Here is a 25,537-nt window from a genome sequence, read left to right as displayed (position 1 = left end):
GGGTGTCGGCTGCCCTCTGACTATTGTCGAATGCCTACTGAGTAGATCATGACAACCTGAGGCCAATGGCCTTTTGCGAACCGACCGCTCGATCCAGGAAATCGATTTCTTAAGGCTAGCATAGCTTTGTGACCTGTCTAGGAAAACAGCCCTTCAAATGGAGCAGACTGGGAGCTAAAGCAGTTCTCGATCTTATGGTCGATTTGTGAGCCGGCGCTGACTTGAGCTTCATCGAGCGGTAACGCTGTGATGGCAGCAGAAATTAATTGCTGCTATCGCTCCTTCGGGCCTAAGGCCCGGCTTAGTCAGCCAAGAAAAGTCGGTGGTGTTGCAGGCGTTCCTGCGGGCTATGGGCCGCCTAACCCAATTAACGAGATAGATTGGAATGGCTCAAGACTTATTAGGTGAATTTTAGTTTTGACAAGATTTGTTCTAACTCAGAAATTCCTTTGGCTAGTTGTGGGTCGCTATATATAGTGGAGTGCATGGACAGCTCATGTATCCTGGTTTCAAGTTGTTGTATAAGTGCTTCTTTTTGTTTAGGGGAGGGCGAGGATAAACTAGCTATCGCTATCGCAAATCCCTCATCGAAATAATTTTTCAGCGACATCGGATCACGATGGCCTGTAAGTTTGGCGACTTTGGCTAGGATTCTCCTTTGGACGGCCTCCATCCACAAATCCTTCTGAGCTATATCTCGCTTCAATTCCTTTGCGATCTCATATGCTATCTGAGTAGTAATGAATCGATGTCTAAACATAGACAGGCAGACTTGTACATCTGTAAGGCCAGATAGTTCACAAAGTCTTCTGAAGTCTCGCGCTAGGGATCGCGTCGCTATGGCTTTTCCATCTTGCGCAAGCATGAAGGATGTGGCTTTTGTAGGGGGGATACTTAAATACGCTATGAAAGCTGTTCGTGCTTTAAGGTATATAGATATCTCAATCGCATCCTCAAGGGATAGAGGGAATTCACGTATAGGTCTAGGTACTTGACGTGTTTTCAATGTTGGAATGTACAATGTTCTTTTTTGTAGCGGATGCTGATTCAGATTTAGGGGGATGCTGTTTAGCTCGTCAGGACGAAGGCCGGTCATTTTGGCGATTTTAAGAGTTGCTAACCGACGGTTGTATAAATATTCGTTTTTCGCAGTATAGTCGTCACACCGTTGAGCAGAAGTGACACCGAGCGGATATCTGGGGCTGGTTTTCAATTTATAAATTGTGTCGCTAATCTTGCCGATGAAATCATCAGGCATGGGCTTTTTATCACCCACTGGAGGGCGCTTTGTTGGAATCGCTGGGTGGTACAGAATCGGCTGACCCTGCCTGTTTGCCTTCCATTCAATTGTCACTTGTGCACCAGTGCCTAACTCCCCAATGAGCTTAGGTTGTGAGACGAGCCGATAATTAATTTGATACCAGATCAAAAAATCTATCACTCTTTTAATGGTATAGGCGACATGGTTTGGACTGCGAGCATCAGTAAGGGCGAATTTTTTTAATTTTTTTCCTTCTAGTAGATGATTTGAGAAGTCCAATAGGAACGCATCGTCAACTGCGAGTAAATGTGAACCATGGTTAAAGCAGTAACGTACATAGTGAGTCATGTGACTAGCAAACGTTTCGGCTGAATCGCCGGTAGCTTGAACAGTTACATGCTGTAACCAGATATTAATCAGGGTGCAAGGTGATCCGTTTGGCCAGAACATATAGACTTGATTCGAAAGCGTCTTTTTTCTAACGGTCGGTGCTTCTTTTTTGCGAGAATAAACTACAGCACCAGGCATTTCTAGCACCATGTTGGTATTGTAAAGCTGAAACTTAGGCATCTCCTTTGCCCCCTTGTATCACGCTCCATGCTTTAGGAGGCGAAGCTGGGTTTGCACTAATATCTTCAAATCTGAGGTTTGACTCGAATAGGAAGTTCGTTATCTGAAGTTTAGTTACATTATTAAGGCTGGTATCTGTTTCCACTAGGAGTTTGAAAAATCTAAATAAATCAAGATAGGCAAATGTAGCTAGCTGAGCTTGGTTGTACGCTTCATTAATCATCATTTCAGGCGTTGGTTTGTCTTTACTGAGATCTTGGCTGGCCAGTCTGTAAGTGGAATAGATCTTTGCTCGTAACGAACGCATGTGTTCCCAGAGATTGCCTGAAGTGTGAGTGATGCCGGGAAGAGTGTGCTTTAAACAAAAATTCTTGAGGGTGTTGTAGCTTATTTTATCGAATTCATTCACGATCTCTAAGGTGCAAAAGGCTTTCATGTCGGCCAGCTTTTCTTGGTGAGATTTTGTTAGGCTAAGTTTTCCATCCCAAACTGACTGCAGCCAATCATGTCTTCTTTGTATGTTTTCAACGGTGGAATTTTTCATCTTGAGCCTCCCCGTACTTCAAAGCTATCTCTGTATCGAAAACTTCTGACTCATAGGTGGTCAGCCTTATGGTGTAAGTGGTAATTAGCAAACCATCGCTCGCCAATAGCGCTTGGAGAAACTGGTCAAATTCAAATTTGTTTCTTGATTTTAGAGACGTAATATTCATAGTGGACAATATTTGTTTGTATAAGGCTACAAGCCCTTGGTTCTCGCTCTCATTAAGGTTTCCAAGTTCAAGTTCAATTAGTTTGTCTTCGATGTTTTCAATGTTGTATTTGATGATTTCTTCTTCTGGCACATCGCCACTAAGATAATCATGCAGATAACGAGGGTCGTCCTGTCCGGCTTGATGTCTTATAGCATCGTCTGCGTATACCTTTGCATGATTGTACATTGTGACAATGAAGAACTTCCTCATCTCGTGGACTTTGATGTACCAACGGCGCCCATAAATATCTACAGGAATTTCGATGATGTCGCAGAAAGAACGCATTGCATAATCGATTCGTGCATCCACTCCTTTTCCACTTGGCTGATTGAAACCTCTAGAGGAAGGAAAATAAAAAAGATGTTCGGAATGTGGTGACGTATCTTGATATATTCCTTTCAGGCCGTTACCTAACACGGCTAATAGCTGAACCGCAACAGATGCAATGTAAGGGATGGGGCGGCGGATATTGGGTGCTATTGGAACGCGCTTCTTAAGTATAGGCTGCCTGATAAAAGCACCCTCTTCATTAGTTTGGTAACTAAGCGAGTCGCGTAATATAGTGCTGAGCTCATTAATTCTAATGGGTTTTGTAAATCCGATTACCAACGCACACGCAGCTACAAAGCACTCAAGCGCAACTGCAAATGTCATGTTTTTGCTCGTGCATTCCTGGTGTGATTGGCTGGTAAGTTTCGAAATGTTTAATGCGTCGATTAATGGTTGGGCAGGCAGGCCTTCGTAGGGTTGTGTGCTATATGACGAAATAATTTGTTCAAAGATTTTCTGCCTCTGTAGATGCCGATTGCTCCGTCCTTTTAATTCACCAGGAGGAATGTTATGAAACGCGCTGATGATTTCAAGTGTCGCACCTACGATAGCTTTTCCGTATACCATAATCCATTGTATTGCTTTGTCTAGAGCGTACATGCCGATGGAGTAAGGTATCTTCTTTGTATGGCCATCAATTCTGATATTATGTTTTTTCATGTGCTCTTTCGGGTCAAACTTAAAACTTGGCATAACTTCAGGTAAGTTTATGTTTCCTTCAGCTAGATTTTTCAGGAGAATTAGGAACTGAATAAGTGATTTCTTGGTTATTTCCCAGGTTCTGTCCGTGTCGAAAATGGCGGTCTTATGAGATTTATGTTGTGCTCTTATGCTGACTCCTTCCGCTAAGAGTGGTTGCTGCAAGGAAGCTTCAAACTGTCGAAGGAATGTACGAACATACATGTTATTAAAAGCAGTTGCGCGTGTGCTTAAAGCATTTGCCAAATAATCTCTAGATACCAAACCAATTTCGTCATTTTTTATATTTCCTTTTTTTATGTATAAGTTGTTAACTTTTAAATGATCAATTATCTTTGTCACCTGGAGTTGTGTCAGCTTTTCTCCGTCATACTCTTCGTCGATCAATGTGCAAAAATATTCACTGAGTCTCGGGATGAGTTGAAGAACACCAGCCCATCCACACTCGCAATAGTTTTCAATGAGTACTTCGCAGGCGTTCTCATTTATGAGTTTGAATCCACATGTTTGTGGTTGATAGCGGTCTCTGTAGAGAAGTTGCCAGCTTGCTAAATTTATGTAAAAACGGACGTATTTTAACCAGGTCGGGTGATCAACTCGTGGTGACAGATATCCAGCTCGAACGCAGAAAACCTGTTTTTGAATCGTTTCTAGTAGTAGTTTGTTAGGTGAGTCGGTAAGTAGGGTTCCGTCAGGAAGAGGTTCAGAAAAACTGACAGTTACTATTGTATTGTTTTTACCTACTACTTTCCATTCGCTCGATCCGATAGCTCCCTCCTTTAACCAAGAGGCGGTATAATCGATTATGTCTCCTAGGTTCTGGCGGGCTTGCGCTATCAGCAATGATAATGTCGCTCTGGAGCTCATGGGTTTAATATTTATTTTTGGCATGGCCTCATCTCATTTGCAATGGTGGCAACTGTAATGAATTTTTTGGCCAGCTCTGATTTTAATTCTAGAGCCTCGACGTAAACGGCCTGAAAATACGGCACAGACAAACCCGCAATATTTCCAATGATGGTGCCTTTTGCGCTTGGGTCTTTGCTGATGTCGTAAGCGCAATGTAAGAGACGGGCTAATGTGGTTATCGAGTCTTCAGTGATCCCCGTGTCGGCGTCTTCATATTGTTTTTTCTGTGGGCTATTATGCATTTCTGCAAATAAAAATATTGCGGCTAAAGAGGTGGCATCTAATTTCAAAATTACCTTGTGATTCACTAGGCGTTCGACCAAATGATGAACGGCATCTTCCGTCAGCTCAGCTGCATAGCGTTTAAGATCAATTGAAAGTGGATCCGAAGCGACGCTTACTGTCGCTTCTCTAATGATAAAATTAAATAAGTCGTTTTGTGTTAAAAAATCGCTCGCTGCGAAATGCCAAGGCTTGCCTTTAGTCGCCAAAACAATCAATTTCGTCTGGAAGGTACGAAGGATTCGCACATTCCACCGCTGCTTCAACCACTTTGGAATGTACCTGACTATGATGACTGCAATAGAATTTCCTAAAGTGTTAGCAGCCGCCTGGTAGGTACCTTCTTTCAAAAAGCTAATCAGGGCCTGAGTTCCACGAATTCGCTTTAATGTAAATATTTTTCTTGATACGTCACCGTTAGTAAGCTCTGTCTCTAAAGTTTGGTAAAGACTAACACCTAACTTGGTGGTGAGAATTTGATCAAGGCTGCTGCTCAAGCCGACCCATTCATATGATGATGTTAGAAACATCTTTCTGTAATTGATATCGCCAGCTAGCATTAGTCGTATTCGAGCTTTCATTGTTGCCTTTACAAGCTCTACATAGATTTTATGACTACGGGGAGGCAGCGCGGAAATTTTCCGAGATTTTGCCCGTGGTTTACTAACGCTCCACATTAGCTGTCCCAACTCACTATTATAATAATGTATGGGTTTGTCATCATCTGACAGATAATCGGCCGCACGTAGTGCATGCGGATTAAATTTCGGGTTTTCAGCCGTTAGAATTGCAGCTGCTGCACCGCAATCTCGTGCTGAAAGGTACCCTAGTAGCCTGTTTAACGTTTCATTGATATTTTTTGTGGGGGCCCCATGAGCACCAGCAATCTTTCGAAGCTCCTTATCCATTCTAGCTCGCATGTAACTATTTCTGCAGAATGGGCGAAAAAAAGGAATTTTTTTCATCGCTTTATAAGAAATAGCATCCAGCTCTCCTGTCTGGAGAAAAAAATACTCGATCATCGCTAAAAACCACGCCGCGCCATCTGGATTATATGCGTCAGCTATATATCGGTGGTTAACGTAAAAGTTTCCTGAGGATAAAACTTCCTCAATTTTTTCTACAGGTATAGATTTGATTAAGCTTTCCCCTATGCGTTGGCAGATTACTACGTTTTCCCAATAAGCTTCGCAAGCTAATACAATTGTTTCGGTGCGTGAATGAAGGTCACTTTGAAGCTTATCAAGGAATTTGTCTGTGCTGATATTGAGGCTTTTGTCTACTAAGTACGTTTTAGGCCATAGATCATTAACATTGGTCAAAGGCCATAGTGTTTCCTCAACCGAGTCCAACACGTCTGCGCCTGTTTCATCATCTGGTATGATAGGCTGCTTCATTGTCGGAATAACGATGTCGAGAGGTATAATGTGCCGTTGCTTTAGATTTTTATATAAGTAGAGTATTTGTCGCCACTCTGCACGCATAGTTTCGAGTATTTTGTCGCCGTCCTCGTTCAGCTTTTCAGGGTGTGAAAGATGATATATGTAGTGTTCGTTAATAAACACTTTCCATTCTTTGCTGCTTAATGCTGGCAACTCTTTTCCTTGAGCAGTCGCGTAGCCCAATATCCTCTTAAGTGCATTTATACGATGTGTGCTTGTAATGCGAGCAAATCTTTGACAGATTCTAACCGTTTCATTGCATATAGACGTCAGAATAGTTTCTGACGCTAGTGGCGGCCTTGGAAGTTCCATGTCTCTGCTGCGCTTCTTATTTTGCCACGTGAGCTGAAATAGAATATGGTCAGCAGCTATTTGGAATAAGATCATGACCGAACCCTCAGGGGTGCTCTGTCTGAAGATAGATGAGATGATGCTGGTGTCAAATTTTCGGTATCAAAAAATGGTCGTTCGATTGATTAACAAGTTGAAATTTAACAAAATAAATCTTTTGACGTTATGGGCATGTCCACAAAAATATTCGAGTTCATAATCAAATCCCATACGAGCGCAAATAAAGGGCGAACCTTAGCTCAGATGAGTGAACACCCGCATGAACCCACAGGGCGTTAGTGGTGATCTAGGATAAGTCCTACAAATAAAGAGGAATCAGGCTACGGGTTAACTAGGTTTGGCGTAGGTAGGTCCGTGAGATGTTCAATGGCGGGACTTGATAAAGTTTATCGCGCACCAAGAAAGTTTGTCGGGTGAAGGCTTTCAATGATTGTTGTTAGTTGATTTCAGGTTTTAACTTTGGTCCTTCCGACTGAAAACACCCTAGAGGGGGTAGCCGTCGGCGTATGCGTCCCCGGTGCCCGACCGTTCCACTGCGCAACGGTCGGGCAGCTGGCGTCAATGGCTGGAACGTCCGGTCATTTCCAGTGCCATGTCACTGGCGTAGCTGTCGGTCATGCCGGCGATGAAGTCGATCATGCGCAGGAACGATGCGTGCAACGGACCGTGTGGATCCGGTGCGTTGTTGCCCAACAGATCAAGGATCCGGCGGCTCTTGAAGGACGGAGTGCGGCCGTTGTGCTGCTCCAGGGCGGCGCCACAGAAGGCGTTGAGCAGAATCTCCAGAGTCGTGTAGGCGCCGATTTCATGCAGGGTCTTGCGCTTGTCCTGGAAGATTTTCTTGCGGGCGATGTCCTTGGCGTTCAACACGCAACGCTTCGCCGGGCCGTGCATGTGTTCCACCAGATCCCCCGGCAGTGTGCCGGCCAGCAGTGCGTCCTGTTGTTCGACGAAGGCCCGGGCGGCGGCGTTGGTCAAGTGTTCGATGGCCTTGCCGCGCAGGATTGCCAGTTTGCGCCGACGTGAATCCTGCGGGCCGAGCTGGCGGTAGGTTTCCGGCAGATCATCGCCCACCAGGCCGAGCAGCAGCGACTCGACTTCGGCGTACTCGAGCAGCTCCATTTCCAGGCCATCCTCCAGATCGATCAAGGCGTAACAGATGTCGTCCGCCGCCTCCATCAGATACACCAGCGGATGGCGCGCCCAGCGCTGCTCTTCCAGTTGCGGCAGGCCCAGCTTGTGGGCGATCTGCTCGAGCAACGGCAGCTCGCTCTGGTAGCAGCCGAACTTGTGCTTCTTGTAACCGAGGGAGTCGGCGTGACGCGCGGTCCACGGGTACTTCAGATAAGTCCCAAGGGTGGCGTAAGTCAGTCGGGTACCGCCATCGAACTGGTGATATTCCAGTTGCGTGAGCACCCGGAAACCCTGGGCATTGCCTTCGAAGTTCAGGAAGTCGCCGCGCTCCGCGTCGCTCATCGCGTCCAGCCAGCCGCGCCCGGCAGCCTGCTGGAACCAGTGACGGATCGCGTCTTCGCCGGAATGGCCGAACGGCGGGTTGCCGATGTCGTGCGCCAGGCAGGCCGACTGGACCACCATGCCCAGATCGCTCGGTTCGCACCACTCGGGCAGGGCGGGGCGCAGGGTTTCGCCGACACGCATGCCCAACGAGCGACCGACGCAACTGACTTCCAGCGAGTGGGTCAGGCGCGTGTGAATGTGGTCGTTGCTCGACACCGGATGCACCTGGGTCTTGCGCCCCAGGCGGCGGAAGGCGCCAGAGAAAATGATGCGGTCATGATCTTTGTGGAACGGGCTGCGGCCAAGTTCCTGCGGGCTGTGCAACGGTTTGCCGAGACGTTCGCGGTTGAGCAGGGTATGCCAATCCAAGGCTGATTCTCTCCGTCGAGTGACTGATGCCCTAGCTTCCCGGTTCGGGCTGGCCTCTGCAAGTGCAACTACAACCCCGCTGCATCGATGTCGATCAACAGCAGACGCTCGCCGTTATCGAAAAACTGCCCGGCGGTCAGGCAATACTGGTTGCTGGTGGCGTCGCGATAGGTGTTGGAAAGGGTCAGGCGCCGTTCCTCCCAACCCTCGGCCAGCAGGTGATAGAAGTAAGGGCGCCACGACCAGTTATGACCCAGGTAACGATTGTCGGCGACCCAGCCGCTTTGTCGCCATTCCAGGTTCGGTGTCAGTTGGGTGCCGTGACGGTCGCATTGATAAAAGCGCAGCAGCCAGGGAAAGGCATCGAGCTGCGGCAGGGCGCTGAGCGGCGCACGGGCCTGGGCCCAGGTTTGCAGAATGGCCATGAGTTCGCTGAGTTGCTGGCGCATGAGCATCAATTTGCTGCGCTCGGCCAGTTTCTGGCGCACGTAGGACTGGCGCAACTCGGCAAAGCGCTCCACGAAGTCATCCGTACCGAAAAGCGCCTCCTGCGCCCGCGCGAACAGAAAGCCCTGCACGTAACGCGATCCGCACTCCAGCGCAAAATTCAGTTGCGCCGCCGTCTCCACGCCTTCGGCAATGATCCAGCAGCCGGTCTTTTCCGCCATTTGCGCGAGAGCCTTGACCACGTCACTGCTCGGCCCGCCAAGTGCGGCGGCCTGGAACAGGCGCATGTCGAGTTTGAGAATGTCCGGTTGCAGCGCCAGCACGCGATCGAGCTGCGAATAACCGGCGCCGAAATCGTCGATGGCGATCCGGGCGCCGGCATCGCGATAGCGCGCCACGACTTCAGTCAGGCGCTGACTATTGCCGCCGAGTTCAGTGATTTCGAAAACAATCCTTTGCGGGTCGATACCGTGCCGCACGAGTTGTTTCAGGCTGGGCAGCGCCTGGTCGGTACGCAAGCGACTGATCCAGCGCGGTGACATGTTCAGGCTGAGGAACCATTCCGCTGGCGCTTCGTGCAGTCGACTCAGCGCGTTGTCGCGGATTTGCCGGTCCAGTCGGCGCAGCGCGACCGCCGGGGTACGCGGGTTGGCAAACAGCGGGCCGACCGACGTCAATTGGCCATCGGCCTGGCGCAGACGACCCAGCGCCTCGACGCCTGCAATGCGTCCGGTGGCGGTATCGATGAAAGGTTGAAAGCAGGCGAGCGGTTGCCCGTCGATCACGGGGCCTCCTTGTCGTTCTTGTTCTGGTCGAATTCTGCCGGCCGGACAGGCAAGCGGGATTGAACCTCCGGATAAGAGATTCAATCCCGCCGGTGTTGCAAGAATGCAGCCAGATGCGAGGGTTCAGCGCTTGCTCGAACTCTGCATGACCAGCTTGATCAACGGAGCGAGACTGGTGCCCAGACGGATCAGTCGGGTCAAGCCTGTGACGCCGCCGCTTTTGGCCCCCTTGCCGGTGATGAAACCCAACAGCGTCACAGCCGCCACGCCCCATAACGGCGCGTGCTTGATGCCGAAGCCGCCCTGCAGGTTTTGCGTCATGCCACGCATGCGTTGCAGCGGTTGCAAGACCTGGCCGGTTTCGTGGCGGATTTCCTGACGATGCATTTCCATGCGCAGACGGATCAGTGCCTTGCGCATTTCCCGGCGGGAGCTGTTGTGCGGAAGTTCAGGCAGGCTCATGGCAGCAGGCGCTCCCGATCATTGGCCAGTTCTTCCAGCGTGCCGTGGAAGGGCGAGGATTCATCGAAGATCGCGGCTTTGAGACGCAACGCGCAAAAGATTGCCGCCAGCGAGTAGAACACGCACAGACCAATGATTGCAGCGAGGCGATACGTATCCCAAAACACGATCAGTACAAGGGTCGACAGGCCGACCAGCAACAGCAGTGCAAACACCAGCGCCAGGCCGGCGAACAGCAACAGGCTGACGGTGCGTGCTTTCTGCTCCTGCAGTTCGATGCCGAATAACTCGACGTGGCTGTGCAGCAAACCGAGAACGGCAGCACCCAGACGACGCGTGGAGGAGGCGGTACCCGAGTTCGGGCCGGATTCACCGATCGACATGATCAGCGCCGCGTGGCCAGCAGGCCGATCAGAAAGCCGACACCGGCGGCGATGCCCACCGATTGCCAAGGGTTGGCCGACACATATTCCTCGGTAGCGGTGACCGCCGCCTGACCGCGTTCACGCAGGGTGTCCTCGGTCAGCTTCAGGGTTTCCCGTGCGCGCAGCAGGCTTTCGTGGATCTGTTCGCGCAACTCGTCGGCCTGATCACCGGCCAGCGTGGCGGTGTGCTCCAGCAAGCGTTCAGTGTCGTTGACCAGAGTCTGGAAGTCGTTCATCAGGATTTCTTGAGCAGTCTTTGCCTTGATGCTGGCCATGGGGGATCTCCGTAAGTGGCGTTCTGAAGCGGTGTTCTGAAGCGTTCGAGTATGAGCCAAGAGTGAAGGTTCAGTACAAATGACTGGTACAACTTTTGCTGTGTCGTGGTGCGTCAATCGGTGGCAGTGCGCTGTTGCCGGGCGCGAACCGGGCAAAGCAAGGCCCGGATGATGAGGGTTCATGTCAGCCCATCGACCTTGTGCGCCAAAGCGGTTCACTGACCCACCGGATCAGTGACTGCGTGGTCGCAACTTGGTGCATGAAATGTGCGCATGAACCGCTTTGGTGCCTTTTTCAGCCTTGGGTCTGCCTCCTCATGGAAAATCTGCAAAGCGCTGTGGACACGCTGGTTCACAGTTCCAACACGTTGTTCATTCTGATCGGCGCGGTCATGGTGCTGGCCATGCACGCCGGGTTCGCGTTTCTGGAGGTCGGAACGGTTCGCCAGAAAAACCAGGTCAACGCGCTGTCGAAGATTCTCAGCGACTTCGCGGTGTCGACCCTGGCCTATTTCTTTATAGGCTACTGGCTTTCGTATGGTGTGACCTTCCTGCAACCGGCGGCGGTGCTCAGTGCCGATCATGGTTATGGACTGGTGAAGTTTTTCTTCCTGCTGACCTTTGCAGCGGCGATCCCGGCGATCATCTCCGGCGGCATCGCCGAGCGGGCGCGGTTTGTGCCGCAACTGTGCGCCACGGCGCTGATCGTTGCGTTCATCTACCCGTTTTTCGAAGGGATGATCTGGAACGGCAACTACGGTGTGCAAGCCTGGCTGACCGCACACTTCGGCGCCCCTTTCCATGATTTTGCGGGTTCGGTGGTGGTGCATGCCGTGGGCGGCTGGCTGGCGCTGGCGGCGGTGCTGCTGCTCGGGCCGCGCAACGGACGCTATCGCGACGGCAAGCTGGTGGCGTTCGCTCCTTCGAGCATTCCGTTTCTGGCGTTGGGTTCGTGGATCCTGATCGTCGGCTGGTTTGGCTTCAACGTGATGAGCGCGCAGACCTTGCAAGGGGTCAGCGGACTGGTGGCGGTCAACTCGCTGATGGCGATGGTCGGTGGCACGGTGGCGGCGTTGATCGTCGGGCGCAACGACCCTGGCTTCCTGCACAACGGCCCGTTGGCGGGGCTGGTGGCGGTGTGCGCCGGCTCCGACCTGATGCATCCGGTCGGTGCGCTGGTGACCGGCGCGATTGCCGGCGCCCTGTTTGTCTGGTGCTTCACGGCAGCGCAGGTCAAATGGCGCATCGACGACGTGCTCGGTGTCTGGCCGTTGCACGGTTTGTGTGGCGTATGGGGCGGTATTGCCTGTGGAATCTTCGGCTCGACTGCGCTGGGTGGGCTCGGTGGTGTCAGCCTGATGAGCCAGTTGATCGGCACCGCTCTTGGTGTGGCGGTGGCGCTGGTCGGCGGTTTCGCCGTCTACGGTTCGATCAAGACGCTGCATGGTCTGCGCCTGAGCCAGGAACAGGAGTACTACGGCGCCGACCTGTCGCTGCACAAGATCGGCGCGGTGAGCCAGGACTAGGTCTCCTCATCGTCGGCTCCGGGGTAAAAGCCGTGAAGCAGGCGATAACGATCGATGCGCACCTGATCGACTTTCTCCTGCACCCGGTGCGCAGGAAACCCCAGCAGGATCAGGGCGTGGGAGCCGAGCATCAGGCTCGACTCCAGCAATTCCGGCACGACTTCGCTGGCGCCGGCTGCCTTCAGCTCGGCCGACTGACTGTCGTCTCGGGTGCGCACCAGAATCGGCACTGTCGGATTGAGGCGCCGGGCCTCCCTGAGAACCCGCAAGGCCACGTCGGCTTGATCCACGGCAATCACCAGCAACCTGGCGCGCAGCAAACCGACGGCGGTCAGCAGATCGCCGCGTGTTGAATCGCCGTAGTGGACGTCGCGCTCGGCGGTGGCGGCTTCCTGAATTCGCACTGGATCGTTGTCCAGCGCGACGTAGGTTTGCCCGGCATTGCGCATGATTCGTCCGATCGATTGACCGACACGGCCGTAGCCACAGATCACCACATGCCCGTCGAACCCGGCATTGAGGGCGCTGATTTCCTCGATCTGCGCTTCCTGATTGGGTTTACGGTGCAGAGCCGCGGCGATGCGGGGGGCGGCGCGTAACAGCAGGGGCGTCAGCAGCATCGAGCAGAAGGTGGCGGCGAGCAGCAGGGCGCCGAGCTCGGCGGGGAGGAGCCGTGTCTGCTGCATCTGCGCCATCAGGGCGAAGCAGAACTCACCGCCCTGGGCGAGGGCGAGGCCGCTGCGCCAGGCCGTTTCACTGTCGCTGCCGCGCCATTTCACCAGCAGCGCCACCACCAGGCCTTTGATCACCAGCAAGCCCAGGGTCATGCCGACAATCAGCAGGCTGTGGCTGACGAACAGTTGCAGGTCGATCAACATGCCGATGCTGACGAAAAACAGTCCCAGCAGGATGTCGCGAAACGGCCGGATATCGGCCTCGATCTGATGCCGGTAATGGCTCTCGCCCAACAGCATGCCAGCGAGGAAAGCCCCCAGGGCCGGCGACAGGCCCAGCAAATGGGTCAGCCAGGCCGTCAGCAGCACAATCACCAGTGCCAGCAGCACAAACAACTCCGCCGAGCGGGACGCCGCCACCTCCTGAAACAGGCGGGGCAGCAGCCAGCGGCTGGCCAGCAACAAGCCGAAAAACAGCAATACGGTCTTCAACAAGGTCAGGGGCAGCGCCCAGTACCAGGCCTGATCACTGCTACCAGCGAACACCGGCACCAGCGTCAGCAGCAACACGGCCACCACATCCTGGAACAACAGGACGCCTACCGCATTCTGGCCGTGGCTGCTGAAGATTTCGCCGAGACTGCCCAGTTCCTTGGTCACAATCGCCGTGGATGACAGCGACAGACCGGCGCCCAGCAGCAAGGCCGGTGTGGCGGGCATGCCCAGCAGCATCAGCACGCTTCCTAGCAACAGTGTGCTGATCAGTACCTGCTGGCTGCCCAGCCGGAAAACCACCTGGCGCAGGGCAATCATTTTCGACAGGGAGAATTCCAGCCCCAGGGAAAACAGCAGAAACACCACGCCCAGCTCGGCAAGGTCCGGCAAGTGTTCACTTTCATTGATCCAGTCGAATGCCTTCGGCCCGACCATCAACCCCACGCACAGGTAGCCCAGCACAGGGGGCAGGCGCAGGCGACGGAACAAGGCAATCGTCACCAGGGACGACGCCAGTATGATCAGCAGATTGGCAAACACAACACACTCCGGGACAGGTCAGGCTCTTCAAGCGTAGAGGTAAAAAACACCGGAGCATCGCGTAAATGGCGATTTTGTGGGCTGATTTACATCAGGGTTTTGCGAAGGGCGGGTTCGAGTCCGGTGGGCAGGTCGACGGGCCTTGCGGGCAGGCCTAGAATGATCACTCGATTGTTGGGGTTGAGCACATGCTTCCTGAATGCCAGTTGTTCGGCACCCTGGGGTGCCATTTGTGTGAAGTCGCGGAGGCCGAACTGATGCCTTTCGTCGAGCATGGTCTGCTGGTGGAACTGGTGGATATTGCCGACGATGAATCGTGGTTCGAGGCTTACAGCCTGCGCATCCCGGTCTTGCGCAGGGTTGATACCGGCGCGGAGCTGGGGTGGCCGTTCAATGCCGATCAGGTGGTGGCATTTCTTCGTTAATGGTCTTTTCCCTTCTGCGTTGATGGCGCCTGTCACCTTCGGTCATTCACGGCTTGGCACTTTTCGGGTTATTCGGTTACTGTATGCGCATACAGTAATTGGGTTGGCCTGCCATGCCGTTTCCGGGCATTTGTCAGGGCAAGCCGGATGTCAGAGGGAGCAATCGTGGTCAATGTCGAACAGTTGAAAAGCAGCGTGAACGGGATGTCGGTTGACGTGGTGCGTGAGGCCGTCCACGAATTGCGCCTGGACGGTCTGGTCACAGAAGGCAAGACTCCCTTCAACAAGCTGCATTTCAACACCTGTTTTGCCGAGATAGAGGCCTTGTTTCAGCGTGCCGGCTATCACAAGCAACTGGATGTGGTCGGATATCAGGGGCTGTTGTACGCGTTGTACGATCCGGGCCGTTGGGACGCCGTGGATGTATTGCGCTGGCTCAAGGAGTTTACCGAGGCGGCGGCGCTCAAATCGGTTCCTGCCTGATTCTGCACTAGGTCTGCTGCGCCCGGTGTTGGATAATGCCGCTCTGCTTTGAAGGTTCGAGTTCTTCGTATGTCCAGCGCATCAACATTTTCCGCCGCACAGAATCAGGCCAGCACGCTGTATCTGCCCCCCGGCAGTTGGCGGACAGTGCTCGACTGCCTGTGTGAGCATTTCAGTGCCATCGGGCGCGATCAATGGCTGGATCGGATTGCCCGGGGGCGGGTGCTGGATGGTCAGGGGCAGCCGATTGCGCCGGATTTGCCCTATAGGGAAGGGCTGCGCATTCACTACTTCCGTGAAGTGCCGGATGAAAAACCGATTCCGGTGGTCGAGTCGATTCTGTATGCGGACGATCATCTGGTGGTCGCCGACAAGCCGCATTTCCTTCCGGTGACCCCGGCAGGCGAGTACGTCGAACAGACGCTGCTTCGTCGATTGATCCGGCGCCTGGACAACCCCCATCTGGTGCCGCTGCACCGGATTGACCGACATACGGCCGGACTGGTGATTTTCTCGGCCAACCCACAGACGCGATCGGCGTATCAGTCACTGTTCCCGACACGGCAGATTGAAAAACGCTATGAAGCCATTGCGGCCGCGCTGCCCGGGCTGGACTTTCCGTTGGTGCACAAGAGTCGCATGGTCGACGGCGAACCGTTTTTCCGCATGCAGGAAGGTCCAGGTGTTAGTAACACCGAAACGGCCATAGAGGTTCGTGAAAAGAACGGCGAACTCTGGCGCTACGGTCTTTTTCCGGTGACCGGCAAGAAGCATCAACTGCGGGTACACATGACGGCGCTGGGGGCGAGTATCTGCAATGATCCGTTTTACCCTGAAGTGCTCAAAGACGTTGAAGATGACTACGCCAATCCGCTCAAACTCCTGGCGCAGGGGTTGAGATTCATTGATCCGCTCACGGGGCAGACGCGTGAGTTTCAAAGCCGGATCACGCTGGACTGGTGATCCCGGGTATCGACTATTTTCCGTCAGGCACGAAAAAGCCCGCATGTTGCGGGCTTTTCTGTATCGGGTGTCGAACTGAAGAATTAAAGCTCTTTGACAGTACGAACCTGATCCTTGTTGATGCGAGTGTGCTTGCCGTCCAGTTGTTCGAACTCGTAGAAGCCCGAATCTTCATCATATTTGGGGGCGTCGACAGCCTGGATTTCGCGACCGTCATTCAAGGTGATCACTGTTGGCGAAGCGCAACCGGCGAGGGTGGCGAGGCCCAGTGCGAGCATGAAAGTGGCGAGGGTCCGTTGAGTCATGAGTGTGTCTCCGAAGGGAAATTCTTTTGGTTACTGAGCTTGAGACGTATACAAGGCGTGCAAGTTCCTTGAATGGTGTCAGTCTGACACAGTGTTGTGCGAACTCAACAGTTCAGGGGTGTTGAGATTGGCCAGGCGTGGATCGTTGTCAGGGCAAACCAGGGCTTGGGCATCAAGAGTGCGCATCAGCCGGCCGGGACTGCGTTCTCCAGCGTTCCAGGCGTTTTCGAAGACGGGCAGGAGTGCCACGGGGATTACGCAAAGCAGCGGTTCCCAGTGATTGTCGTGTCGCAACATTAAAGGTTTTTCAGAATTCAGACTGGCCGTCTCGCGCATGCTGTGCAGCAACGCAAGATCGATGCGCGGGACATCGCATGGCAGTACCAGCAGGTGGGTGTGGTGCGCGGCTTTCAAGCCGGCACGAATACCTGCCAACGGGCCGGGAAAATCTTCCTGGTCATCCGCCACCAACTGATCGGCGAAAGGTGCATAGCGTTCACGATTGCGGTTGCAGGAGATGATCAGATCATCTGTCAACGGCCGAACCTTGCGATGCAGATGTGCGATCAATGGTTCACCGTGCCATTCCACAAGCCCCTTGTCCTGGCCGCCCATTCGTTGTCCGCGTCCACCGGCCAGCAACAGAATGGAGCAGGGGTGTAATGGCGTGTTCGAAGTCATGGCAGCTCTGCGCAGGGGCGGCGAAAAAAGGGGGGGCTGTGATATAACACCGGGCTGTTTCTCCTACAACTGGACGAGCCTATGAAAGCCAAGGCTGATGTACCTTTCGCACCGCTCAATATCGCAGTGTTGACAGTCAGCGACACCCGAACCCTGGAAACCGATACCTCCGGCCAAGTCTTCGTCGACCGTCTGACGGCCGCCGGCCATCATCTGGCGCAGCGAGTGCTGCTCAAAGATGACCTCTACAAGATCCGTGCGCAAGTTGCGCACTGGATTGCCGAAGACGTCGTGCAAGTCGTGCTGATCACCGGAGGTACCGGATTTACTGGTCGCGATAGTACCCCGGAGGCCGTTGCCTGCCTGCTGGACAAACAGGTTGATGGTTTTGGTGAGCTGTTTCGTCAGATCTCGGTGGCCGACATCGGTACCTCCACCGTGCAATCCCGGGCGTTGGCGGGACTGGCTAATGGCACGCTGGTCTGCTGCCTGCCAGGTTCTACCAATGCGGTCCGCACCGGTTGGGATGGCATCCTCGCCGAGCAACTGGACTCCCGCCATCGCCCGTGCAATTTCGTCACTCATTTGAAACAGGCGGCGCCTTGTGAATCCCGTGGGTAAGCCGGGCAAGACCGGCAGCCTGATGCCTGTTGAAGAGGCGTTGGCGCGTTTGCTGGAAATGGCCGAGGGTTCGCGGATTGTCGAGTTCGAGTACTTGCCATTGGCGCAGGTTCAGGGGCGAGTGCTGGCGCAGGATCTGGTTTCGACACTGGACCTGCCGCCATGGCCGAACAGTGCCATGGACGGATATGCCTTGAATCTGGCCGACTGGACCGGCGAGCCGCTGCCAGTCAGTCAGAAGATTTTCGCCGGACAGGCGCCCGAGTCTTTGAAACCGGGCACCTGTGCCCGTATCTTTACCGGCGCGCCGGTGCCTGAGGGTGCCGACTGTGTGGAAATGCAGGAAAACGTCGAGATTCATGCCGATGAGCGCGTGAGGTTCATCGAAACGATGGTGGCCGGGCAGAACATTCGCCCGCAAGGCCAGGAAACAACTGTCGGTGAGTTGGTCTTGCCCGCCGGAACCCGGCTTGGTCCGATCGAACAGGGGTTGGCCGCATCGCTGGGTTGCGCGGGGCTTGAGGTGGTTCGCCGGGTTCGTGTGGCGGTGCTGTCAACGGGGGACGAGTTGGTCGAGCCGGGAACGGCATTGGGGCCAGGACAGATCTACAACAGCAACCGGGTGTTGTTGTGCAGTTGGTTACAACGTCTGGGTTGTGAAGTGGTAGATGCCGGCATTCTGCCTGATGACTTGGCCACTACCCGCGCGCGACTGGGGGAACTGCAGGATGTAGACCTGATTCTGTCGACCGGTGGCGTATCGGTCGGGGAAGCGGATTTCCTCGGGATCGCATTGAGGGAAGAAGGCGAGCTGACACTCTGGAAGTTGGCAATCAAACCCGGCAAGCCGCTAACGGTGGGGCATTTTCGTGATGTCCCGGTGATTGGATTGCCGGGGAATCCGGCCTCGACTCTGGTGACTTTTGCCTTATTGACCCGCCCTTATCTGTTACGTCGCCAGGGCGTGCAGGATGTCGAGCCGCTGACGTTTTCGGTGCCCGCAGGTTTTGTCTGGCCTCAGGCCGGTAATCGACGTGAGTTTCTGCGAGGGCGCCTGGAGCAGGGGCGGGCGATTATCTACCGTAACCAGAGTTCGGGCGTTCTGCGCAGCGCTGCCTGGGCCGAGGGATTGGTGGAGGTACAGGAGGGACGAGTCCTGGCCGAGGGAGATCTGGTGCCATTCATTCCACTCAACGAGCTTCTCGGTTGATCGCAGGTATTTGAGGGGCAGGCACAGTGGTTGCACGATGCCTGCCCTTCTGCCGTTCAACGGCTGATCAGTGCGACTAGTTGATCGAACCGGCTATTGGCAACCCAGCCCACCAGTCCGAGTACCATCGCTGTCGCGCCTGCCGAATAGGCGAGGCGATGCTTGATGGCCTTGACGTCACCTCTGACTTCGTCCAAATCACGTCGAATGTACTTGAGGTGAGTTTCCAGCTCGGTGACACGCGGTTCCATATCGTTTTCTCCAGTATGTCTGGCGCTGCATTTGAATTCGTCTTTAAGACTGGCGCGACTTTCGGAGAGAGAGGCAACTGGGCTCACGGATTGTCTTGCTTCATGGCTTTGCATGGAAACGTCCGTCTGCTGCCATGGGATTCTCTTGGCAAAAGCCGAAATGCAAATAATCGAAAGTCCTTAAAGTGTATCCACTCATTACATGCACATCCTTGTGTAATTGAATTGAAGATCGCTGACGCCGACACACGTTGTACCAATGGCCGGGCTGGGTCAATTGAGCCGATTCCTTACGTTCTGTACGAAAAAGTACCGGCATGTAGGACGAGCAGGGCGAGCTTCAGCAATTAATCAGAAGGCGTGCGACTTTTTTACCCGTCCTGAGGGTCAAGATGTCCCGTACCGATTTGATTCCGGAGTGACCGCAATGAGTGAACGCAAGGCATTGTTGATTCTGCATGGCAAGCAGGCACTCAACGAGGCGGTTCGTGCCGCTGTCGAGAACAAGCGAGAGCAAGGCTGGGAGCTGGCTGTACGTCTGACCTGGGAGGCTGGCGATGCTCAGCGACTGGTGGAGGAGGCGCTGGCAGCGGGATACCGTCAGATCATTGCTGGCGGTGGGGATGGCACTCTGCGTGACATCGCCGAAGCGCTGGCCGCTCAGCCGGGCAAGGCCAGTCTGGTGCTGCTGCCCCTGGGCACTGCCAACGATTTTTCCCGCGCGGCGGCTATTCCGCTGGAGCCGGCCGAGGCGCTGGATTTGCTTGAGGCGCCCGCCCACGACATTGATCTGGGGGAAGTCGGCGGGCAGATCTTCCTGAACATGGCGACCGGAGGCTTCGGCAGTCAGGTCACGGCCAACACGTCGGAAGATTTGAAAAAGGTCCTGGGTGGCGCAGCCTATCTGTTCACCGGTTTGACGCGATTCAGTGAACTGCATGCCGCGTACGGCGAATTGCAGGGGCCGGATTTTCATTGGCAGGGCGAGTTGCTGGCCCTGGGGATCGGCAATGGCCGTCAGGCCGGCGGCGGACACGTGTTGTGCCCTGAAGCGCTGGTGGACGACGGTCTTCTGGACATCAGCATCCTGCCGGCGCCGCAGGAGCTGGTTGGCACGCTGAAGAATCTGCTCAGCGACGGCTTCGGTATTGACAGCATGTTTGTACGCGCCCGTTTGCCATGGATTGAAATCAAGCTCGCCGAAGGGCTTTACATCAATCTCGACGGCGAACCACTGGAGGGCGACAGTCTGCGGTTTGCGGCGCGGCCAGGGGCGTTGCGTGTGCATTTGCCGAAGGACTCGCCGCTGCTGGGCGCCGCCCCCAGGCTCAATCGTCCAGACTGATGATCTGTTCCCGCACGGCAAACAGCACCAGGCCCGCCACGTCGTAGATCTGCAGGCGTTTCATGATCTGCGAACGGTGGGTTTCGACGGTCTTGATGCTCAAGCCCAGGCCATTGGCAATTTCCCGCGTGGACTTGCCGCGCACGATCAGGCGCAGGATTTCCAGCTGACGCGCCGTCAGGTTGTGCGACTCGGTGACTTCCGGCTGTTGTTTCAGGTTGCGGGTCAGCGCCTGATTGATCACGGTATGGGCGATGGCAGGGCTCAAGTAGCGCTCGTTGTTGCGCAGGGCTTCGAGTGCATGTTCGAGCTCGGTGGCCGTGGTGTCCTTGAGCAGGTAACCGTGCGCACCGGACTCCAGAGCCTGCATGATCAGCGCGGGGTCGGTGTGCATCGACAGAATCAGCACTTTGCTCTGCGGGCGTACGCGCCTGAGCCGTTGCAGGGCTTCCAGGCCGCCGGTTTCTTTCATGGAAATGTCCAGCAATACGATATCGGGAGACAGCAGCTCGACCATTTCGAGCAGCTGGGAGCCATCATTGGCCTCGCCGATGACCGCGTAACCGGGAATATCCAGCACCAGGGCACGCACGCCGGCCCTGATCAGCGAGTGGTCATCCACCAGAAGTAAGTTACAAGTCAACGCATAACCTTATTCGTACTGGCCCGCTCGAGTGCACGGGGCGCCCAGGGGAATAGTGCTTCGATTTGAGTACCTTTGCCCGGCTCGCTGGTCACGCTCAGAGTGCCGCCCAGTTGTTCGATGCGCTCGGCCATTCCAGCCATGCCCCGCTGTCCTTCGCGGCCGGGGTTCGCCGACGGGGAAAAGCCCAGGCCATCATCGCTGATCAGCAGGGTCAAGCCTTGCGGCAGGCGTTGTACGCGGATCAACAGGTTCTGGGCCTGTGCATGGCGAAGGATGTTGGTGACCGCTTCCTGGGTGATGCGAAAGGCGGCGACGGCCATTTCTTCGGGGATCCCATTCAGGCGCTGCTGGCAGTCCAGACTCCAGTGCACCGACGTATTGGTCAGTACCTTGAGCAGGTGCGCACGCAGACTCGCTTCCAGACCAAGGCTGGTCAATTGCCGCGGGTTGAGAATGGCCGAGACGTCGCGCACCTTGTTGAGGGTTTCGTCCAGAGTCTCGCAAAGTACCGAACAGTGTTCCTGCATATCCGCGGGCAGGCGACGCTTGAGCCATTCGCTTTGCAGCTTGGCGGCGGTCAGCAGTTGGCCGATATCGTCATGCAGCTCGCGGCTCAGACGATGGCGCTCGTTTTCCTGGACCTCCAGCAAACGGTCGGCCAGTTCCTGAGGCTGGAATTTGATGGATTTGCGCGACAGACGATGTCGTGTCCAGACGCAGCCGGCAGCCGCCACGTTGATCAGCAGCAGGCCGAGCGACAGCTGCGCGGACAATCCATAGGTCAACAGACTGCCCACCGCCGAGCCTGTACACAGCAGGAGCGTGAGCCTGCGGGCATTTTCGCGGGAGGGAGGCCATGTGGTGATTGACTTGAGGCTGGCGTACATAGCGGATGGAGCCAATGGATGTTCGCTGCGGGCAGACCGGTCAGAAGGGCTGGCGGTCTCTGTCTGGAAAACGTTCATTCAGGTTGTTGATTTCAAAACGGTTCAGTGATCGATAATTGAGCGCCAACTTCGGTGGAGACCGATCATTGAAGTCACAATGCCATTAATTGAAACAACTAACGGGCGGCATAATACCACTTAACATACCGTTGGTCGCGTTTGCCCTATATGTCCAAAGAGTCAGGAAACACGTCATGTTGGACGAAGGTTCCATAATGGGAAAGTTGAAATACCCGACTCGATAATTATCGATGCAGCTGCAAGTTTTCTTTTGCACAGGAAAACCCTGACAACGGCAGAGGACAGTCAGCACTCATCGCAAGTAATTATTTAGTGGAAGGTGTCGCGGGCAGGCATGAACTATTCAATTGCGACAATCGACGACGAAAAATGACGGGCCCGTACAGCCCACGGCAGGCCCGGTTATGCCTGGTGCTCCGACCAGGTTACGAGGGACATCGGCTTGCCATTGAGCGGCAATTGAAAGTGAGTCTGCCCGACCTGGCAGGCGAAGGCTTCAATGAGCGACACCTGTTCGCTTTCATCCAGGCCCAATTGGCCAGTGCTCGGGTCAATCAATTCCAGTTGCCAGGCCATCAGGGTGAAGCAGTCTTTCAGTGCTTCCAGGGCCTGCGCATGCAGATCCACGTGATCCTGCACCTGGGCGAGCAGGCCATGCAGGTGCAGGGAGAATTCGGACACCGCCTCCAGCGCCAGGGCATCGGCCTTGTTCGCCAGCTTGAGGAGGGTGCTGAGCATGCAGTCGATGGCGTCCCTGTCATTGCTGATCAGTTGCAGATGGCTGAGGCATTCTTCAGTCTTGGCCAGGAGCGTTTCAGCTTCGACAAGGAATTCAGGAAACCGCTGCGCCCAGTCACTTCGGTCGTTCGGCATGCTTATCTCCACCACGTCACGTCTGATGAGGGAATGCCGTGTGTGTCGACGATCATGAACCGTCGCGGGACCGCGCCCCGGTGTGCATTGGCACAGACCTGGGGTTTCAAGAGGATGTGTTTCCACTGAACTGCGATCGCACACAATAGCCTGACTCCGTTCATGCAATGAGAATGGCGTCACATTAATGGCTATTGGATATCGCGAACATCAGGTTGGGCCTGATTGTTACTAGGGGATTCCCTTAGACACGGGAACCTGTGGCGCAAATCGGGGTCGCGCCGAAGAGAATGTAGCAGATGATTTCACCGGGCCAGTAAAGCATGATGTTAATGTGACATCAATGCCTGCTCATGGCATTGTGTTGGTGATTTGTGACGGGATCAAGATCCGCCAGATTCAGCCGATAACCCCCAATAGTGAATTCATCAGAACAAGCCCAGGAGTCATTGATGGCCGGCATTCTCGACACGGTAGACCAACGCACGCAACTGGTGGGTGAGAATCGCCTGGAAATTCTCATGTTTCGACTGGCCGGGCGCCAATTGTTCGCGATCAACGTGTTCAAGGTGCAGGAAGTCCTGCAACTGCCGAAACTGACTTTGATGCCCCAGCGTCACCCGTTTGTCTGCGGTGTGGTCAACCTGCGCGGCCAGACGCTGCCGGTGATCGACCTGTCCCAGGCGATCGGCATGCGGCCGTTGGTGCCGGGCCCGAACAGCACGATCATCGTCACCGAGTACAACCGCTCGGTGCAGGCATTCCTCGTCGGTGGCGTGGACCGCATCGTCAACATGAACTGGGAAGCCATCCTGCCGCCGCCGACCAGCGCCGGTCGCCAGCATTACCTGACGGCGATCAGCAAGGTCGACGATCAACTGGTGGAAATCATCGACGTCGAGAAAGTCCTCGCCGAAATCGTTCCGTACAACGCCAAAGTCTCCCGGGACAAACTGGACGATCCGGTGCTGGAACGCGCCCGTGGCCGCGAAGTGTTGCTGGTGGACGACTCCAACGTGGCGCTCTCGCAATTGCGCGACACCCTCGGCCAGTTGGGCGTGAAGATGCACATCGCCAGTGACGGCCTGAAAGCCCTGAACATGCTCAAGGCCTGGGCGGACACCGGGGTGAACATGACCGACAAACTGCTGATGGTGTTCACCGACGCCGAAATGCCGGAAATGGACGGCTATCGCCTGACCACCGAAATCCGCAACGACCCGCGCCTGCGGGGCTTGTACGTGGTGTTGCACACTTCGCTCTCCGGCAGTTTCAACGACTCGATGGTGAAGAAGGTCGGGTGCGACAACTTCCTCTCCAAATTCCAGCCGGACAAACTGGTCGATGTAGTGCGCCAGCGTCTGATGCTTGACGAAGTGCCGGCCTGATCAACCTGTCGAGGCTGACCCTGCGTCAGCCTTTGATTCGCTGACAAAGCTCGTATAGGGTGGCGTTTTTGACCCACCAGGGAGCTGGCCATGCTGCGTCTGAGCGCGCTTTATCGTTACCCGTTGAAATCCGCCAGGGGCGAGGTCCTGCAAGGGATCGGACTGGACAAGCTGGGGCTTGAGGGCGACCGACGCTGGATGCTGGTGGATGAGGCCAGCGGGCGATTCCTGACCCAGCGTGCCGAAGCGAAGATGAGCCAGCTGTCGGCGCTGTGGAATGCCAGCGGCGGTCTGACGCTCAGCGCGCCGGGGCATTCGGCAATCGATGTTGCCTTGCCCGGCAGCGACGACGATCTGCGTGGCGTGACCATCTGGCGCGATACCTTGCGCGTACCGGATGCCGGTGAAGAGGCGGCCCGCTGGGTCAGCGATTTCATCGGCAAGCCAACCCGACTGGTACAAGTGCCGCTGGATCGCGCCCGTACGACTCAGGCCGGGTACGGCAACGATGACGATCAGGTGGCGTTCGCCGACGGCTTCCCATTGCTGCTGATTGGCGAGGCATCGCTGCAACACCTGTCGCAGGCAGTCGGTCGGCCTCTGGACATGCTGCGGTTCCGGCCGAATCTGGTGATCGAAGGCAGCGAGGCATATGCCGAGGATGGCTGGAAGCGGATTCGTATCGGCGATGTCGAGTTCCGGGTGGTCAAGTCCTGCTCGCGGTGCATTCTGACCACGATCGATCCGAAGACCGGTGAGCGCAGCGCCGACCGCGAACCACTGGCAACCCTGCAAAAGACCCGCGCCCAGGCGGACGGCGCGATGTTCGGCCAGAATCTGGTTAACGACAGCAACGGCCGGCTTGAAGTCGGCATGCCGGTGGAAATCCTCGAATAACCCGCCAGAAACGAAAAATGCCCGTGTCCTTGGACACGGGCATTTTTCATGACCGCAGGAAACCGGGGTTTCAGCCGCGGTATTCGCACAGGTAAGCGGTGTCGACGGCGACCTTAAGCTGGAACTTGCTGTTGGCTGGCACGTTGAACTGGCTGCCGGCGGCGAAGGTTTCCCAGTCGCTGCTGTCCGGCAGTTTGACGGTCAAGGCGCCCGAAACCACGTGCATGATTTCACGCTGGCTGGTGCCGAATTCGTATTCGCCCGGGGCCATGACGCCGATGGTCGCAGGGCCTTCAGCAGTGCCAAAAGCGATCGACTTGACGGTGCCGTCGAAGTACTCGTTGACTTTGAACATGGGCGATTCCT

General features: G+C 55.1%; 26 protein-coding genes. 9 read left to right on the top strand and 17 right to left on the bottom strand.

Annotated features, from left to right (window positions below; all coding sequences use genetic code 11):
* Nucleotides 1–400 precede the first annotated feature (400 nt).
* The 9 genes from ACKJSM_RS07430 to ACKJSM_RS07390 form a co-directional block, all read right to left on the bottom strand.
* Nucleotides 401–1,831, bottom strand: coding sequence for a hypothetical protein (locus tag ACKJSM_RS07430; RefSeq protein ID WP_410237102.1), 1,431 nt, complete (start codon nt 1,829–1,831; stop codon nt 401–403).
* Nucleotides 1,824–2,375, bottom strand: coding sequence for a hypothetical protein (locus tag ACKJSM_RS07425; protein ID WP_410237101.1), 552 nt, complete (start codon nt 2,373–2,375; stop codon nt 1,824–1,826). Before ACKJSM_RS07425 ends, ACKJSM_RS07430 begins: the two co-directional genes overlap by 8 nt.
* A complete protein-coding gene (locus ACKJSM_RS07420) occupies nt 2,356–4,506 on the bottom strand; it encodes a hypothetical protein (protein WP_410237100.1) in 2,151 nt (716 codons plus the stop codon). The genes ACKJSM_RS07425 and ACKJSM_RS07420 overlap by 20 nt, the downstream gene beginning before the upstream one ends.
* On the bottom strand, nt 4,494–6,635 hold the full coding sequence (locus tag ACKJSM_RS07415) for a hypothetical protein (RefSeq protein ID WP_410237099.1): 2,142 nt from the start codon (nt 6,633–6,635) through the stop codon (nt 4,494–4,496). The genes ACKJSM_RS07420 and ACKJSM_RS07415 overlap by 13 nt, the downstream gene beginning before the upstream one ends.
* Nucleotides 6,636–7,157: 522 nt before the next feature.
* A complete protein-coding gene (locus tag ACKJSM_RS07410; protein WP_410237098.1) occupies nt 7,158–8,486 on the bottom strand; it encodes a deoxyguanosinetriphosphate triphosphohydrolase in 1,329 nt (442 codons plus the stop codon).
* 68 nt (nt 8,487–8,554) lie between these two features.
* Nucleotides 8,555–9,718: an EAL domain-containing protein gene (locus ACKJSM_RS07405; RefSeq protein WP_410237097.1), complete on the bottom strand. Its 1,164-nt coding sequence runs from the start codon at nt 9,716–9,718 to the stop codon at nt 8,555–8,557.
* Between the two features lie 123 nt (nt 9,719–9,841).
* A complete protein-coding gene (locus ACKJSM_RS07400) occupies nt 9,842–10,180 on the bottom strand; it encodes a hypothetical protein (protein WP_236178079.1) in 339 nt (112 codons plus the stop codon).
* Nucleotides 10,177–10,563, bottom strand: coding sequence for a phage holin family protein (locus tag ACKJSM_RS07395; protein WP_236178080.1), 387 nt, complete (start codon nt 10,561–10,563; stop codon nt 10,177–10,179). Before ACKJSM_RS07395 ends, ACKJSM_RS07400 begins: the two co-directional genes overlap by 4 nt.
* Nucleotides 10,564–10,565: 2 nt before the next feature.
* Nucleotides 10,566–10,880, bottom strand: coding sequence for a YqjD family protein (locus ACKJSM_RS07390; RefSeq protein ID WP_236178081.1), 315 nt, complete (start codon nt 10,878–10,880; stop codon nt 10,566–10,568).
* Nucleotides 10,881–11,197: 317 nt separating this feature from the next.
* Here ACKJSM_RS07390 and ACKJSM_RS07385 point away from each other — a divergent pair, with 317 nt between their 5' ends.
* Nucleotides 11,198–12,406 carry an ammonium transporter gene (locus ACKJSM_RS07385; RefSeq protein ID WP_410237096.1) on the top strand — a complete coding sequence of 403 codons (1,209 nt, stop codon included), beginning with the start codon at nt 11,198–11,200 and terminating at the stop codon, nt 12,404–12,406.
* On the opposite strand, the gene ACKJSM_RS07380 is transcribed toward ACKJSM_RS07385, so the two are convergent.
* Nucleotides 12,403–14,115 (bottom strand): cation:proton antiporter, encoded by a 1,713-nt coding sequence (locus ACKJSM_RS07380; protein ID WP_410237095.1) that lies wholly within the window; start codon nt 14,113–14,115, stop codon nt 12,403–12,405. The two genes, ACKJSM_RS07385 and ACKJSM_RS07380, sit on opposite strands and share 4 nt — an antisense overlap.
* Before the next feature lie 188 nt (nt 14,116–14,303).
* On the opposite strand from ACKJSM_RS07380, the gene ACKJSM_RS07375 reads away from it, so the two are divergent.
* From ACKJSM_RS07375 to ACKJSM_RS07365, 3 genes are all read left to right on the top strand, one after another.
* Nucleotides 14,304–14,540 (top strand): glutaredoxin family protein, encoded by a 237-nt coding sequence (locus ACKJSM_RS07375; protein WP_011335277.1) that lies wholly within the window; start codon nt 14,304–14,306, stop codon nt 14,538–14,540.
* A 165-nt stretch (nt 14,541–14,705) separates the two neighbouring features.
* Nucleotides 14,706–15,023 (top strand): transcriptional regulator, encoded by a 318-nt coding sequence (locus tag ACKJSM_RS07370; RefSeq protein ID WP_236178084.1) that lies wholly within the window; start codon nt 14,706–14,708, stop codon nt 15,021–15,023.
* A gap of 69 nt (nt 15,024–15,092) precedes the next feature.
* Entirely contained in the window at nt 15,093–15,986 is an 894-nt protein-coding gene (locus ACKJSM_RS07365) for a pseudouridine synthase (protein ID WP_236178085.1), read from the top strand.
* 83 nt (nt 15,987–16,069) lie between these two features.
* Here ACKJSM_RS07365 and ACKJSM_RS07360 read toward each other — a convergent pair whose 3' ends face one another.
* Both ACKJSM_RS07360 and mobA read right to left on the bottom strand, forming a co-directional pair.
* Nucleotides 16,070–16,291 (bottom strand): YgdI/YgdR family lipoprotein, encoded by a 222-nt coding sequence (locus ACKJSM_RS07360; RefSeq protein ID WP_039770418.1) that lies wholly within the window; start codon nt 16,289–16,291, stop codon nt 16,070–16,072.
* A 78-nt stretch (nt 16,292–16,369) separates the two neighbouring features.
* Complete coding sequence (gene mobA, locus ACKJSM_RS07355) at nt 16,370–16,972, bottom strand: molybdenum cofactor guanylyltransferase MobA (RefSeq protein ID WP_236178086.1); 603 nt, start codon at nt 16,970–16,972, stop codon at nt 16,370–16,372.
* Between the two features lie 81 nt (nt 16,973–17,053).
* Between mobA and moaB the strand changes: the two genes are divergently transcribed.
* Entirely contained in the window at nt 17,054–17,593 is a 540-nt protein-coding gene (gene moaB / locus ACKJSM_RS07350; protein WP_236178087.1) for a molybdenum cofactor biosynthesis protein B, read from the top strand.
* Nucleotides 17,577–18,803 carry a gephyrin-like molybdotransferase Glp gene (gene glp / locus ACKJSM_RS07345; RefSeq protein ID WP_410237094.1) on the top strand — a complete coding sequence of 409 codons (1,227 nt, stop codon included), beginning with the start codon at nt 17,577–17,579 and terminating at the stop codon, nt 18,801–18,803. Before moaB ends, glp begins: the two co-directional genes overlap by 17 nt.
* A 56-nt stretch (nt 18,804–18,859) precedes the next feature.
* Here glp and ACKJSM_RS07340 read toward each other — a convergent pair whose 3' ends face one another.
* The gene (locus ACKJSM_RS07340; protein ID WP_236178089.1) at nt 18,860–19,168 is read right to left on the bottom strand and encodes a hypothetical protein; all 309 of its coding nucleotides are present in this window, start codon (nt 19,166–19,168) and stop codon (nt 18,860–18,862) included.
* 313 nt (nt 19,169–19,481) lie between these two features.
* On the opposite strand from ACKJSM_RS07340, the gene yegS reads away from it, so the two are divergent.
* Nucleotides 19,482–20,399: a lipid kinase YegS gene (gene yegS / locus ACKJSM_RS07335; protein ID WP_236178090.1), complete on the top strand. Its 918-nt coding sequence runs from the start codon at nt 19,482–19,484 to the stop codon at nt 20,397–20,399.
* On the opposite strand, the gene ACKJSM_RS07330 is transcribed toward yegS, so the two are convergent.
* The 3 genes from ACKJSM_RS07330 to ACKJSM_RS07320 all read right to left on the bottom strand — a co-directional run bounded on the left by ACKJSM_RS07330 (nt 20,383) and on the right by ACKJSM_RS07320 (nt 22,886).
* On the bottom strand, nt 20,383–21,042 hold the full coding sequence (locus tag ACKJSM_RS07330; protein ID WP_236178091.1) for a response regulator transcription factor: 660 nt from the start codon (nt 21,040–21,042) through the stop codon (nt 20,383–20,385). The two genes, yegS and ACKJSM_RS07330, sit on opposite strands and share 17 nt — an antisense overlap.
* Nucleotides 21,039–21,932: a sensor histidine kinase gene (locus ACKJSM_RS07325; RefSeq protein ID WP_236178112.1), complete on the bottom strand. Its 894-nt coding sequence runs from the start codon at nt 21,930–21,932 to the stop codon at nt 21,039–21,041. The genes ACKJSM_RS07330 and ACKJSM_RS07325 overlap by 4 nt, the downstream gene beginning before the upstream one ends.
* A gap of 483 nt (nt 21,933–22,415) precedes the next feature.
* Nucleotides 22,416–22,886: a hypothetical protein gene (locus tag ACKJSM_RS07320; protein ID WP_236178092.1), complete on the bottom strand. Its 471-nt coding sequence runs from the start codon at nt 22,884–22,886 to the stop codon at nt 22,416–22,418.
* A gap of 452 nt (nt 22,887–23,338) precedes the next feature.
* Here ACKJSM_RS07320 and ACKJSM_RS07315 point away from each other — a divergent pair, with 452 nt between their 5' ends.
* Together ACKJSM_RS07315 and ACKJSM_RS07310 are read left to right on the top strand one after the other, a co-directional pair.
* On the top strand, nt 23,339–24,274 hold the full coding sequence (locus ACKJSM_RS07315) for a chemotaxis protein CheV (RefSeq protein WP_003226705.1): 936 nt from the start codon (nt 23,339–23,341) through the stop codon (nt 24,272–24,274).
* Between the two features lie 90 nt (nt 24,275–24,364).
* Nucleotides 24,365–25,171 (top strand): MOSC domain-containing protein, encoded by an 807-nt coding sequence (locus ACKJSM_RS07310; RefSeq protein WP_410237093.1) that lies wholly within the window; start codon nt 24,365–24,367, stop codon nt 25,169–25,171.
* A 70-nt stretch (nt 25,172–25,241) separates the two neighbouring features.
* Here ACKJSM_RS07310 and ACKJSM_RS07305 read toward each other — a convergent pair whose 3' ends face one another.
* Nucleotides 25,242–25,526 carry a pyrimidine/purine nucleoside phosphorylase gene (locus tag ACKJSM_RS07305; RefSeq protein ID WP_007940055.1) on the bottom strand — a complete coding sequence of 95 codons (285 nt, stop codon included), beginning with the start codon at nt 25,524–25,526 and terminating at the stop codon, nt 25,242–25,244.
* Nucleotides 25,527–25,537: the final 11 nt, after the last annotated feature.

Origin of the sequence: Pseudomonas sp. PHC1, assembly GCF_046487845.1 — a bacterium.
Classification (GTDB): domain Bacteria; phylum Pseudomonadota; class Gammaproteobacteria; order Pseudomonadales; family Pseudomonadaceae; genus Aquipseudomonas; species Aquipseudomonas sputi.
The sequence above is the reverse complement of the archived record's forward strand: the minus strand, read 5'-3'. Positions and strand labels throughout refer to the sequence as shown.